The sequence below is a fragment of the Amycolatopsis sp. NPDC054798 genome (assembly GCF_053611505.1).
In genome coordinates this window covers 1-12,467 of sequence record NZ_JBSHAM010000158.1, presented here as the reverse complement: position 1 = coordinate 12,467, position 12,467 = coordinate 1, and the positions used below count along the sequence as shown (strand labels likewise).

The following is a 12,467-nucleotide window of genomic DNA, read 5'->3' as shown; positions in this document are numbered from 1 at the left end:
ACCCGCTCTGCTTGGGAGGGTGATGGGCTCTTTGTGGTTATCTTTTTCCCTCAAGGAGCCCTTCACGGACTTACCGGCGGTGCACCAGGATCCGCGCGCCGTCGCCGGGCACGAGCGTGATGTGCCGGGTCTTGACCCGCTCCGGGCGTGTGCTGGGAGCACTGACCCGGTAGCGGGCGAACAGCTCCCGCAGCACGATCGTCGCCTCCAGCAACGAGAATCCCGCCCCGAGACAGCGCCGTGCGCCGCCGCCGAAGGGGAACCAGCTCCCGGTGGGCGGGCCGCTGCCGAGGAACCGCGTCGGATCGAACACCTCCGGCGACGGATGGTGCTCCGCGTCCGCGTGGATCATCGAAATCGACGGCAGCACCATGTACCCGGCGGGAACGGTGTACGGCCCGACCTGCACGTCCTCCGTGAGCTTCCGGGAGACCTCGGAGATGATCGGCCGCAGCCGCATCGCTTCCTTGGCCACCGCTTCCAGGTACTTCTCGTCGCCCTCGTCCGCGGCGCGGGCGGTCTCCGCGGCAGTGGCGGGGTCCCGGGCCAGCTCGTGCAGCGCCCACGCGAGCGCGGTGGCCGTGGTCTCGTGCCCGGCCAGCAGCAAGGTGATCAGCTGGTCGCGCAATTCGAGATCGCTGAGCTGGTCGTCGCCGGGCACGGTCAGCAACCGGGACAGCACATCGGTCCGCTCCGTCAGATCCGGCGCCGCCCGCCGCTCGGCGATCTCCGCGTACAGCAGCTGGTCGACCCGCTCCTGCCGCTCGCGATTCCGCCGCCACGGCCCGAACTTCTGCAACGCCGGGCTGTGCCAGCCGAAAAGATCCAGCGCGCTGATGTCGATGACCTGCTCCAGCGCGACCCGCAGTTCCGCCAGCCGGGGTCCGTCGGTCACCCCGAACACCACCCGAAGGATGACTTCGAGCGTGAGCGCCCGCATCCGGTCGTGCGCCCGGAACGCCCTGCCCCGCGGCCACCGCTCCAGCTCCGCGACGGTCAGTTCGGTGACCATGTCGCGGTACCCGCGCATGGCCGCCCCGTTGAACGCGGGCATCAGCAATTTCCGTGCCCGGCGGTGCTCCTCCTCGTCGGTGAGCAGCACCGAATGCCCGCCCAGCATGGGTTTGAGCACCATGTTCCCCTCGCCGGCGTGGAACGTCTCGACCGGACCGGCAAAGATCTCGCGGACCAGGTCGAGGTCCCCGATCAGCACCACCGAACGTTCCGGGTACAGCTTCAGCCGCACGACATCGCCGTAGCGGCGGCGCAGCAGCGGCAGCAGAGTGTTGCGGAAAGCGCCGAAAAGGACGGTTTGGACCGCGAGAGGCAACCGGGGACCGGGCGGGAGAGCGGAATGGGCGCGGATCGGCGTGCGCAGAGCCATGCTTCGTTCGTACTCGCGCCGGACCCCCGGTGTCCACCAGACTTGACCCTCACGCCGCGTGAGGCGTGATCGTGGTTTCTCGCAAGGGCCATTCGGCCGAAGAGACAGGGGGAGAGCGATGGGCTACCGGGTGGGCGAGGCGGCGGCGCTGGCCGGCGTCACCGTGCGCACGCTGCACCACTACGACGAGATCGGGCTGTTGTCGCCGAGCGGGCGGACGGTGTCCGGCTACCGGCGCTACGACGACGCCGATCTCGACCGGCTGCAGCGGATCCTGCTCTACCGGGAGCTCGGCTTTCCCCTGGAGACGATCGCGTCCCTGCTCGCGGAGCCGGAACCCGACGCCGACGCGCACCTGAAACGGCAGCGGGAGCTGCTGGTGGCGAAGGCGGACCGGATCGCGCACATGGTCGCGGCCGTCGATCGATTGCTGGAGGCGAGAGCCATGGGCAACGTGTTGACGCCCGAGGAGAAGTTCGAGGTGTTCGGCGGGTTCCAGCCGCCGGACGGCTACGCGGAGGAGGCCGTCCGGCGCTGGGGCGGCTGTCCGGAGTGGCAGCGGACGCAGCTGCCGGAGACGAAGCAGGAGTGGGCCGAGGCGGAGCGGCAGCGGAAGGACTGGGTGAGCAGGCTGGTCGCGCTGGTCGACAAGGGCGAGCCCGCGGACGGCCCGGCAGCAGGACAGCTCGCCGAGGAGCACCGGGCGATGCTGTCGGCGGTGATGGGGGAGTGCGGGTACGCGATGCAGCAGAAGATCGCTGACCTGTACGCCGACGAGCCCGCGCAGCTGGCGTTCCTCGTCCGGGAGGACGAGCAGCGGCCCGGCATCGGGGCGTATGTGCGTGACGCCGTACGGGCGAACGCCGCCCGGCGGTCCGCCTGACCGGCCCGGTGGGAGGGACACGGGAGCTGTCCCTCCCACCGGGTGGGATAACGGACGGACGTCACGCTTACAGTCGGAGGTATGCAGACTTGGTCATCCGTCGCCGTGCCCCGGTTGCCCGGCACCCCCCGCCCCCTCCGGCTTCACGACACCGCGACCGGGCAGGTCCGCCCGACGGCACCCGGAGCCGCAGCCCGGATGTACGTCTGCGGCATCACCCCCTACGACGCCACCCACCTCGGCCACGCCGCCACCTACCTCGCGTTCGACCTGGTCAACCGGGTGTGGCGGGACAACGGGCACGAGGTGCACTACGTCCAGAACGTCACCGACATCGACGAGCCGCTGCTGGAGCGCGCGGAACGCGATTCGGACGACTGGATCGTGCTCGGCATGCGCGAAACGGCGCTGTTCCGCGAGGACATGGAGGCGCTGCGGGTGCTGCCGCCGCGGCAGTTCGTCGGAGCGGTCGAGGCGATCCCGGAGATCGTCGAGGTGATCGCGAAGCTGCTCGCCGACGGCAGCGCCTATCGCGCGGACGACGCCGAGTTCCCGGACATCTACTTCGACCACAACGCGACCGGCCGGTTCGGCTACGAGTCGAACTACGACGCCGAGACCATGGCGAAGTTCTTCGCCGAGCGCGGCGGCGACCCGGACCGTCCCGGCAAACGGCACCCGCTGGACGCGCTGTTGTGGCGCGTCGCGCGCGAAGGCGAGCCGTCGTGGGAGTCGGAACTGGGCGCCGGACGGCCCGGCTGGCACATCGAATGCAGCGCGATCGCGGTGAACCGCCTCGGGCTCGGCTTCGACGTGCAGGGCGGCGGTTCCGACCTGATCTTCCCGCACCACGAGTACAGCGCCGCGCACGCTGAGGCCGTCGCCGCCGACCACCCGTTCGCCCGGCACTACGTGCACGCCGGGATGATCGGGCTCGACGGCGAGAAGATGTCGAAGTCCCGCGGCAACCTGGTCTTCGTGTCGCGGCTGCGCGCCGACGGCGTCGACCCGGCGGCGATCCGGCTGGCGCTCTTCGCCGGGCGCTACCGCGAGGACCGCGCGTGGACCGGCCAGTTGCTGACCGACGCGCAGGAACGACTGGCCCGCTGGCGCGAAGCGGTCGCACTGCCGGCCGGACCGCCGGCGGAGGACACCGTGGCCCGGCTGCGCGACCACCTCTCCGACGACCTGAACACGCCGAAGGCCCTCACCGCGATCGACGCCTGGGTCACGTCGGCGCTGCGCCGCGACGGCACCGACCAGGCCGCGCCGGGCCTGGTCAAGGAGGCCGTGGACGCCTTGCTGGGCATCGTTCTCTGAGCTGTTCTCGCCGAGCGGGACGGTGGGCCGGAGCGACTTCCGGCCACCGTCCCGCGCACCTAACTGTATAACGACCTATACATCCTGGCGCTGGCCATCAGCCAGCGCCAGGTGGTCGCCCGCCCAGCGACGGCGCAGCCATCGGTCATGCGAGGCGAGGACGACCGCGCCCGGCGCGCTGTCGAGCGCTTCGGACAGTTCCTCGGCCAGGCTGAGCGACAGGTGGTTGGTCGGCTCGTCCAGCAACAGCACGTCCGGCGGCTCCGCGAGCAGCACCGCCAGCGCCAACCGGCGGCGCTGACCCACGGAAAGCTCGCCGACCGGACGGTCGTGCTCCCTCGGCGGCAGCAACCCGAGCGTGGACAGCGAAGGCGCCGCTTCGCCGGCCGCGGCGCGGTACACCTCCTGTGCGGTCCGCTTCGGCCGAGCGAACTTGACGTCCTGCTCCAGCAAGCCCACCCGCACGCCAGGTCCGAAGTGGACAGTCCCGGCGGACGGCGTCAGCTGACCGGCCAGCACGGACAGCAGCGTGGATTTGCCCGCCCCGTTGCCGCCGGTCACGAGGAGCCGCGCGCTGCGGTCCACGTCCAGCTCGTCCAACTGCACGCGGCCTGGCACCGCGATGCCGCGCACCGACACCGCCGGGCCCTCGCCGCTGGTGTCCGCGGTGAGCGAGGCCCGGAACCTCAGCGGTGCGGGCGGTTTGCGGACTTGCTCGCGCTCCAAGGTGTCGAGTTTAAGCTGCGCGTTGCGGACCCGGCGGGAGATCTGCTTCTGCACGCGACCGGTCTTGAAGTCGTAGAGCATCTTCGCGTTGTCGCGCGGCGCACGGTTGTGCGCGACCCGCCGCGCGGTGCCGTGCACGGATTCCCGCAGCTGCTTGAGTTCCTCCTGTTCTTCGGTGAACCGCTGCTCCCATCGGGCCCGCTCGGCCTTTTTCTGGCCGAGGTAGTCGGTGTAGCTGCCGCCGTAGCGCGTCGCGCCGCCGACGCGGCGGTCCGCCGGAACCGGGTCCAGGTCCACGATGTCCGTGCAGACCGCGTCGAGGAAAACGCGATCGTGCGAGGACAGCACGACGACGCCGGTCAGCTCCGCGAGATGGCGTTCGAGGAATTCCATCGCGTTGTCGTCGAGGTGGTTGGTCGGCTCGTCGAGCAGCAGCGTGCGCGGTCGCCGCACGAGCAGCGCGGCGAGCCCGAGCCGCGAGCGCTGGCCGCCGGAAAGCGTGTGCAGCCGCCGGTCGTGCTTGATGTCGCCGAGCCCGAGACCGGCGAGGACGAGGTCCGCGCGCCGGTCCGCGTCCCACAGGTCGTGGGCTTGCGCCCATTCCAGGACGTGGCCGTACTCGCTGAGCGCCTCCGGGTCGTCGGGGCGTTCGGCCAGTACGGCGGCCAGCTTGTCGAGCGTGGCCGCGGCGGTGCGGATCTCCGCGAGCGCCTCGTCGAGGACGTCGGAAACCGTTGCGGTGCCGGCGAACGGCAGCTCCTGGAACAGGAAGCCGAGGTCGCCGTGCCGCACGACCTCGCCCGCGCGCGGGACTTCGAGCCCGGCGAGCAGCCGCAGCAAAGTGGACTTCCCGACCCCGTTCTCGCCGACGAGGCCGATCCGCCTCCCGGGCGAGGCGACGAGCGAGACCCCGTTGAGGACGGTGCGGGCGCCGTAGCCGAAGACGAGATCGGAGGCGTGCAGGACAGTAGACATGAGTGATCACCGGGCCTTCGCGGTGGAGGCAAAATCCCCGACGGGCAACGCGCGGCTTCCCGGGAGCAGGGCTCGACCGGGAGCGGCCTCGATGCGGGGAGGGCTCGGTTCAGCTGTACATGATGGGCGGGAGCTTAACGCGGGGTGCCTGGGGGAGGGCAAATGGTTTTTCTCCAGGCACGATCCGCGCGCGGCGTTAGCGTTGCCGAAGTTCAGACCATTGATTCATTGACTGAGGGGACTGCGGACATGGCCGAGGTCGTGCTGTACCACCACATCCAGGGATTGACCGACGGCGTGCGCGGCGTCGCCGACGACCTGCGCCGGGCCGGGCACACGGTGCACACTCCGGATCTGTTCGAGGGACGGACGTTCGCCAGCATCGAGGACGGCTTCGCCTTCGCTCGCGAGGCCGGTCTCGAGAAGTTGCGGGACCGGGGGATCGCCGAGGCGGAAGCGCTGGGGCAGGAACTCGTGTACGCCGGGTTCTCGTACGGCGTCACCATCGCGCAGCGGCTCGCGCAGACCCGCCCTGGTGCGCGCGGGGCGCTGTTCGTCGACTCCTGCCTGCCGGTCAAGGAGTTCGGAACGGCGTGGCCGGACGGGGTTCCGGTCCAGGTCCACGGCAAGGAGAACGACGAGTACTTCGAGGAGGACCTGCCGGCGGCTCGCGAACTCGTCAGCTCCGCCGCGAACGCGGAGCTGTTCCTTTATTCCGGCGACCAGCACCTCTTCGCCGACTCCTCGCTCCCGGCCTACGACCCCGAGGCGGCCGGGGTGCTCTTGGCACGCATGCGCTCCTTCCTCGCCTCGGTGTAACCGGCTGGCTTGACGCGGGGGCAGCGGCCTGCAACTCTGAAAGAACAGTTTCGAAAGATACCTTTCAGAGTTGGGACGGCCTGATGACCGAACTGCCCCCGCGCAAGCGGGTCGACGACGTCGAGCTGCTGCGGGCGCTGGCGCACCCGCTGCGGTCGGCGCTGGTGCACCACCTGATGGCGGTCGGCCCGTCGACGGCCAGCGAATGCGCGGACGCGGTCGGCTCGACGGCGTCGAACTGCAGCTGGCATCTGCGCAAGCTGGCCGAACACGGCCTGGTCGAGCGGGCCGAGGGCGGCGACGGGCGGGAGCGGCCGTGGCGCGCCTGCCATGTCGGGCTGGTGCTCGGCAGCCCCGGCGGCGATCCGGCGCTCACGGCGGCGCAGCTGGCCGTCACCGGCACAGAGCTGGCCGAGGAACAGGAACTGACCCAGCGGTACCTCGACACCCTCGAACAGCTGGACGAGGACTGGCGCGAGGCAGGCGGGTTCTTCTCCTACGGGCTGAACGCGACGCCCGCCGAAGTCGCCGCGCTGACCCGGGCGATCGACGATCTGGTCCGGCCGTACGTCAGCACGATCAGAGAGGACGCGCCCGCCGACGCCCGCGCCGTCTTCCTCTCGATGCGCGCCTTCCGCCGGATCGGGCACGACGGGAAACCGGCATGAGACGGCTGCTGGCCGCGCCGGGATTCGCCCGGCTCTGGGTTTCCGCGTTCTTCGGCGAGACGGCCGAGTGGATGCTGCAGGTCGCGCTGCCGGTGTACCTGTTCGTCCGCACCGGTTCGGCGGTCACGACGGCGTTGAGCATCGTGCTCGGGCTGCTGCCCGCGGTGCTGCTGAGCCCGGTCGCCGGGGTCGTCGCCGACCGGTGGGACCGCCGGATCGTGCTCGCGGTGGTGTGCGCCGGGCAGGCGATCGTGGTGCTGCCGTTGCTGATGAGCACCGAGTTGCCGGTCGCGGCGATCTACGCGGTGATGGCGGCGCAAGCCGGACTGGCCTCGGTGTTCGAGCCGGCGCGCAGTGCGCTGGTGCCGGAGCTGGTGGGGGTCGAGGACGTCACCCCGGCGAACGGGCTGATGAGCGTGAACAGCAGCGTCGCGCGGCTCGCGGGCGGCTGGGCCGGGGGAGCGTTGCTCGGATGGGGCGGGCTGGATCGCGTGGTCGTCGGCTACCTCGTCGCGCTGGCGGTCGCGGGAATGCTGCTCGCGTTCCCGTTCCGTCGCGCGACGGTGCGGAAGGCCGCGCCCGAGCAGGCGGATTGGCTGGCCGGGGTCCGCGATCTGGCGGGCAAGCGGCTCCGCGCGACCAGTGTGTCGGCACTGCTGACCTCGCTCGCGCAAGGCATGTTCCTGGTGCTGTTCGTGGTGTTCGTGCTCGACATCCTCCGCGGCAGCGAGGCCGACGCGGGGCTCTTGCGCGGCGTGCAGGCGATCGGCGGGCTGGCGGCCGGGTTCGCGGTGGCCACGCTGGCGCGCCGGGTCGCGCCGGTGCTGTTGCAGGGCTGGGGGCTGGTCGCGGCCGGGCTGATGTCGGTGGCGATCTGGAACCTGCCGGGCGCGACGACAATGCTCGGGGTCTACGTCGGGCTGTTCATGGCCGTCGGCGCGCCCGCCGTGGTGGCTGGTGCCGGGCTGCTGTCGCACGTGCAGGCGGAGACCGGTCCGGACCGCGCGGGGCGGGTGCTGAGCACGGTGTACGCGCTGATGGCCGCGGGCACGGCCGCTGGTTCGCTGCTCGCCGGCGCGCTCGTCGCGGTGACCGGGCCGACAGTGCTGCTGAACGTGCAGGCAGCGCTTCACGTGAGCGCCGGGCTGGTCGTTCTGGGGTGGGGGAATGGGAGGTTCCGGCGTTCCCGGGCGCGGAAAGTCGTTACGGTGGAGGGGTGCCGTCTCTCTTCGCCACCAGCGACCTCCACGTGACCCACGAGGGCAACGGCCCGATCGTCGACGAGGTCGTGCCCGACGATCCCGGCGACTGGCTGCTGGTCGCCGGCGACGTCGCCGAGTCCGCCAAGGTCATCCGGGACACGCTCGCGAAGCTGCGCGAGCGGTTCGCGAAGGTCGTGTGGGTGCCGGGCAACCACGAGCTGTGGACCACGCCGAACGACGAATGCCAGCTGCGCGGGCAGGCGCGGTACGAGTTCCTGGTCGAGCAGTGCCGGGCGATCGACGTGCTCACCCCCGAGGACGAGTTCCCGGTGTGGGACTTCGGCCCGGAGCCGCTGACCATCGCGCCGCTGTTCGTGTTCTACGACTACAGCTGGCGCACCCCGGCGACCGAGGGCAAAACCCGCGAAGAGGCGCTCGCGCACGCCCGCGAGATCGGCGTCGTGTGCACCGACGAGTACTACCTGCACCCGGATCCGTACGAGTCGCGCGCGGCCTGGTGCGAGCAACGGCTGAAGGTCAGCCGAGACTGGCTGGACGCTATTCCGGCCGATCGCCGCACGATCCTGATGTCGCACTGGCCGCTGCACCGGCACCCGACGAACCCGTTGTACTACCCCGATTTCGCGCTCTGGTGCGGCACCACGCAGACCGAGGACTGGCACCTGCGCTACCGCGCCGAACTGGCGGTGTACGGCCATCTGCACATCCCCCGCACGACGTCCGCGGACGGGGTGCGGTTCGAGGAAGTGTCGCTCGGCTACCCCCGGGAATGGCGGAAGCGGGCCCGCGGCGCGGTGCCGGTGCGGAAGCTGCTCACTGCCTGAGCACAGCGGGACGCGATCGGCGCGCTCGCGTCCCGCTGTGCTCAGGCGCGGATCAGTAGAACGAGAGACGGCAGGCCGTCGCCGCGACCTGCGCGGGAACATAGTCGCGGCGAAGAATCCAATAGCAATCCTCGAACGAGCTGGCGTCGCACGCGTCGTGCGCCAGCCAGGGCTCTACGTCGTACTCGCCGACCGCGTAGTCCATGCAGGCGCCGAAGTCATTCGCCGTCACCGGCGAAACCGGTGCCGCCGACGCTGTCGCCGCCGACGCGGTGATCGCGCCCGCCGCGAGCGCTGCCGCCGCTAAAGCCTTGCCGAACATTCTCGTACCTCCTGGTCCGCGCGACGTCGCTCGCGCCAGACCAGTCAACGAGACGGGCGCGGGAAGGCACCAGAGCAGCCCGGCGCGATCAGTCAACGGCGCAGGCGACGTCATCCCGCCAGGCGGCCGATCTCACTTTTCGTAGTCGACCGATCACGATGCGCTCCCTCGCTCGGGGGTTCCCGCCGCCCCCCGAGCGCCCGGCGTCTCGTGAGTGCTGGCGCCGGTTCTAACCGGCATAAGCACTCACGAGGCCGGGCGGCGGATCAGCGCAGGCCGAAGCCGCCGTCCTGCCCGGGCCGCCGGCGCCGCAGGTACCGCTCGAACTCGGCGGCGATCTTGTCGCCCGAGACCTCCTCCATGGTGAAGTCGGTCTCGGCGTCGCCGCGTTCCTCGAGGCTGCGCACGTACTCGCTGATTTCCTCGTCCTCGTCGGCCATCTCGCTGACCGTCTGCTGCCATTCCTCGGCCTGCTCCGGCAGCGCGCCGAGCGGGATCTCGACGTCGAGCACGTCCTCCAGCTTGTGCAGCAGCGCCAGCGTGGCCTTCGGCGACGGCGGGTGCGAGACGTAGTGCGGCACCGCGGCCCAGATCGACACCGCGGGGATGCCGGCCTGCACGCAGTAGTCCTGCAGGATCCCGACGATCCCGGTCGGGCCCTGGTAGTTGCTCACCTCGAGCCGGTACTTGCTCGCGGTGTCCTTGTCGTAGGCCGTCCCGGTCACCGGGACGGGCCGGGTGTGCGCGGTGTCGGCCAGCAGGGCGCCGAGGGCGACGACCATCGCCACGTCCAGCTCCTGCACGTGCTCCACGATCTCCGCGCAGAACTTCCGCCAGCGCATGTTCGGCTCCGGGCCCTGCACCAGCACCAGGTCGCGGTCGAAACCCTCGGGACGGCACACCGACAACCGGGTGGTCGGCCATTCGACCCTCCGGGTGATGCCGTCGACCATCTTCACGGTGGGGCGGCTGACCTGGAAGTCGTAGTAGTCGTCCGGCTCGAGTTCGGCCAGCGGCGTCGCGTCCCAGGTGAGCTGGAGGTGTTCGATCGCCTGACTGGCCGCGTCGCCCGCGTCGTTCCAGCCTTCGAAGGCCAAAATCATGATCGGGCGCTGGGCATCGGTGCGGTCCTGCTCCGGGTCGCCGGGCCGCGGGGTGTCGTCGACAGGCTCACTCACCTGACCAGCCTACGGCCTCTGCCACCTACGCTGCGCAGCGTGTCCGCCCCCGCGTGTCACAGGGCAGGTGTGGCCCCGCTCACGGCGGCCCGCGTGGGACGCTGGAGGGGAGCGCGCCCGGCCGGGGTGCGGCACCGGACAAGGAGAAACTGTGACTGCACCGTCCTCTTCGGACGGATTGGCGGCTGTCCTCTGGGACATGGACGGCACCCTCGTCGATTCCGAGAAACTGTGGGACGTCGCGCTCTACGAGGCCGCCGAGGCGCTCGGCGGCACGCTTTCGGAGGAAATCCGGATGACGCTCGTGGGGTCCAACATGGACGCCACCGCCACCGTGCTGCTGGAGCAGACCGGCCGCCCGGTCACGCCGGAGTCGGTCGCGGAAACGGGGGAGTGGATCCGCCGCCGCACCGCCGGGCTGTTCGACGACGCGCTGCCGTGGCGTCCGGGCGCGCGCGAGGCGCTGGCCGCGGTCCGCGCCGCCGGGCTCAAGTCCGCGCTGGTCACCTCCACCGAACGGGCGCTGACCGAACTCGCGCTCGACACGATCGGGCGGGAATTCTTCGACGTCACGGTCTGCGGCGACGAGGTCGACGGCGAGAACAAACCCCTCCCTCGGCCCTATCTGAAGGCCGCCGAACTGCTGGGAGTGGCACCGCAGCGGTGCGTCGCCGTCGAGGACTCGCCGCCGGGCGCGGAATCGGCCGAACGCGCAGGCTGCGCGGTGCTCGTGGTGCCCAACGACGTGTCCGTCCCGGACGGCCCGCGCCGGGTGTTCCGCACGTCGCTGGCCGGTGTCGGCGTTCCCGAACTGGCCGCGCTGCTGCCGTCGCTGTGACCTCGGCGGCTTCCGGGTCACCCGGAACGGCGCGAACGAGGGCGGGATGAAAGGATTCGGCCCCGTGAAGACCTTCGATGAGCTGTTCGCGGAGCTTGCCGAGCGCGCGCGTACCCGTCCCGACGGGTCCGGCACCGTCGCCGCACTGGACGCCGGGGTGCACGCACAAGGCAAGAAGGTGCTCGAAGAGGCGGGCGAGGTGTGGATCGCCGCCGAGCACGAATCCGACGAGCGGCTGTCGGAAGAGATCTCGCAGCTGCTGTACCGGGTGCAGGTGCTCATGCTCGGCCGGGGAATCTCGACCGAGGACGTGTACCGCTACCTGTGACGCGCTCGCGCACCGGAGACCGAGGAGAGACCGAAATGCTGCGTGTTGCCGTGCCGAACAAGGGAGCCCTCGCCGCCGCTTCGGCGGAGATGCTTTCCGAGGCGGGCTACCGCAAGCGACATGACGGCAAGGACCTGACCGTCCTGGACCCGGTCAACGAGGTCGAGTTCTTCTTCCTCCGCCCCAAGGACATCGCCATCTACGTCGGCTCCGGCGAACTCGACCTCGGCATCACCGGCCGCGACCTCGCGCTCGACTCGGGAGCCCCGGTCGACGAGGTGCTCGCGCTCGGGTTCGGAGCGTCGACGTTCCGGTATGCCGCCCCCGCCGGACGGGACTGGAAACCGGCCGACCTGCACGGAAAGCGGCTCGCCACCTCGTACCCGCGGCTGGTCCGGGACGACCTCGCCCGGCACGGCGTCGAGGCCGAGGTGATCCGGCTCGACGGCGCGGTGGAAATCTCGATCCAGCTCGGGGTCGCGGACGCCATCGCGGACGTGGTCGAGTCCGGAAGGTCGCTGCGGCAGCACAATCTGGTGGCGTTCGGGGAGCCGATCTGCGCGTCGGAAGCGGTGTTGCTGCAGCGGGCCGGGAGTGAAGGGTCGCGGGCCAAGTCGCAGTTGGCGGCTCGGTTGCAGGGGGTTGTTTTCGCGCAGCACTACATGATGCTGGATTATGACTGCCCGCGGGAGATTCTTGATCGGGCTATTTCGATCACGCCGGGGCTGGAGTCGCCGACGGTGGCACCGTTGGCGGACGAGAAGTGGGTCGCGGTGCGGGCGATGGTGCCGCGCAAGGAAGTCAACCGGATCATGGACGAGCTGGCCGAGACTGGGGCCAAGGCTGTGTTGGCGTCGGATATTCGGTCCTGCAGGCTTTGACGGTGCGGCAGAACTGTGTTTGATGGCGCCGGCTTCGCCGTCGCGTGCGGGATCGCTTTTAGCCGACGTTTGGGCGGAGCGGCGGGAGGGGCCTGCGG

General features: G+C 70.5%; 13 protein-coding genes. 9 read left to right on the top strand and 4 right to left on the bottom strand.

Features of this window, described 5'->3' with window-relative positions; genetic code table 11:
• Window positions 1-70: 70 nt before the first annotated feature.
• Window positions 71-1,384, bottom strand: a complete 1,314-nt coding sequence (locus tag ACWGIC_RS42925; protein ID WP_452081695.1) for a cytochrome P450 — start codon at window positions 1,382-1,384, stop codon at window positions 71-73.
• A gap of 118 nt (window positions 1,385-1,502) precedes the next feature.
• Between ACWGIC_RS42925 and ACWGIC_RS42920 the strand changes: the two genes are divergently transcribed.
• Both ACWGIC_RS42920 and mshC read left to right on the top strand, forming a co-directional pair.
• Window positions 1,503-2,267: a MerR family transcriptional regulator gene (locus ACWGIC_RS42920; RefSeq protein WP_452081694.1), complete on the top strand. Its 765-nt coding sequence runs from the start codon at window positions 1,503-1,505 to the stop codon at window positions 2,265-2,267.
• A gap of 81 nt (window positions 2,268-2,348) precedes the next feature.
• Entirely contained in the window at window positions 2,349-3,587 is a 1,239-nt protein-coding gene (gene mshC, locus ACWGIC_RS42915; RefSeq protein ID WP_452081693.1) for a cysteine--1-D-myo-inosityl 2-amino-2-deoxy-alpha-D-glucopyranoside ligase, read from the top strand.
• 75 nt (window positions 3,588-3,662) lie between these two features.
• On the opposite strand, the gene ACWGIC_RS42910 is transcribed toward mshC, so the two are convergent.
• The gene (locus ACWGIC_RS42910) at window positions 3,663-5,288 is read right to left on the bottom strand and encodes an ABC-F family ATP-binding cassette domain-containing protein (RefSeq protein WP_452081692.1); all 1,626 of its coding nucleotides are present in this window, start codon (window positions 5,286-5,288) and stop codon (window positions 3,663-3,665) included.
• 228 nt (window positions 5,289-5,516) lie between these two features.
• On the opposite strand from ACWGIC_RS42910, the gene ACWGIC_RS42905 reads away from it, so the two are divergent.
• The 4 genes from ACWGIC_RS42905 (at window position 5,517) to ACWGIC_RS42890 (ending at window position 8,822) form a co-directional block, all read left to right on the top strand.
• The gene (locus tag ACWGIC_RS42905; protein WP_452081691.1) at window positions 5,517-6,107 is read left to right on the top strand and encodes a dienelactone hydrolase family protein; all 591 of its coding nucleotides are present in this window, start codon (window positions 5,517-5,519) and stop codon (window positions 6,105-6,107) included.
• An 83-nt stretch (window positions 6,108-6,190) separates the two neighbouring features.
• Window positions 6,191-6,775, top strand: coding sequence for a helix-turn-helix domain-containing protein (locus tag ACWGIC_RS42900; protein ID WP_452081690.1), 585 nt, complete (start codon window positions 6,191-6,193; stop codon window positions 6,773-6,775).
• Window positions 6,772-8,028, top strand: coding sequence for an MFS transporter (locus tag ACWGIC_RS42895; RefSeq protein ID WP_452081689.1), 1,257 nt, complete (start codon window positions 6,772-6,774; stop codon window positions 8,026-8,028). The genes ACWGIC_RS42900 and ACWGIC_RS42895 overlap by 4 nt, the downstream gene beginning before the upstream one ends.
• Window positions 7,992-8,822 carry a metallophosphoesterase family protein gene (locus ACWGIC_RS42890; protein ID WP_452081688.1) on the top strand — a complete coding sequence of 277 codons (831 nt, stop codon included), beginning with the start codon at window positions 7,992-7,994 and terminating at the stop codon, window positions 8,820-8,822. Before ACWGIC_RS42895 ends, ACWGIC_RS42890 begins: the two co-directional genes overlap by 37 nt.
• Before the next feature lie 52 nt (window positions 8,823-8,874).
• On the opposite strand, the gene ACWGIC_RS42885 is transcribed toward ACWGIC_RS42890, so the two are convergent.
• Together ACWGIC_RS42885 and ACWGIC_RS42880 are read right to left on the bottom strand one after the other, a co-directional pair.
• Window positions 8,875-9,144, bottom strand: a complete 270-nt coding sequence (locus tag ACWGIC_RS42885) for a hypothetical protein (protein ID WP_452081687.1) — start codon at window positions 9,142-9,144, stop codon at window positions 8,875-8,877.
• A 266-nt stretch (window positions 9,145-9,410) separates the two neighbouring features.
• Complete coding sequence (locus ACWGIC_RS42880; protein WP_452081686.1) at window positions 9,411-10,322, bottom strand: PAC2 family protein; 912 nt, start codon at window positions 10,320-10,322, stop codon at window positions 9,411-9,413.
• 151 nt (window positions 10,323-10,473) lie between these two features.
• Between ACWGIC_RS42880 and ACWGIC_RS42875 the strand changes: the two genes are divergently transcribed.
• The 3 genes from ACWGIC_RS42875 to hisG all read left to right on the top strand — a co-directional run bounded on the left by ACWGIC_RS42875 (window position 10,474) and on the right by hisG (window position 12,369).
• Window positions 10,474-11,160 (top strand): HAD family hydrolase, encoded by a 687-nt coding sequence (locus ACWGIC_RS42875; RefSeq protein ID WP_452081685.1) that lies wholly within the window; start codon window positions 10,474-10,476, stop codon window positions 11,158-11,160.
• A 64-nt stretch (window positions 11,161-11,224) separates the two neighbouring features.
• Entirely contained in the window at window positions 11,225-11,488 is a 264-nt protein-coding gene (locus ACWGIC_RS42870) for a phosphoribosyl-ATP diphosphatase (RefSeq protein WP_037717439.1), read from the top strand.
• A 35-nt stretch (window positions 11,489-11,523) separates the two neighbouring features.
• Window positions 11,524-12,369: an ATP phosphoribosyltransferase gene (gene hisG, locus ACWGIC_RS42865; RefSeq protein WP_452081684.1), complete on the top strand. Its 846-nt coding sequence runs from the start codon at window positions 11,524-11,526 to the stop codon at window positions 12,367-12,369.
• Window positions 12,370-12,467 lie beyond the last annotated feature (98 nt).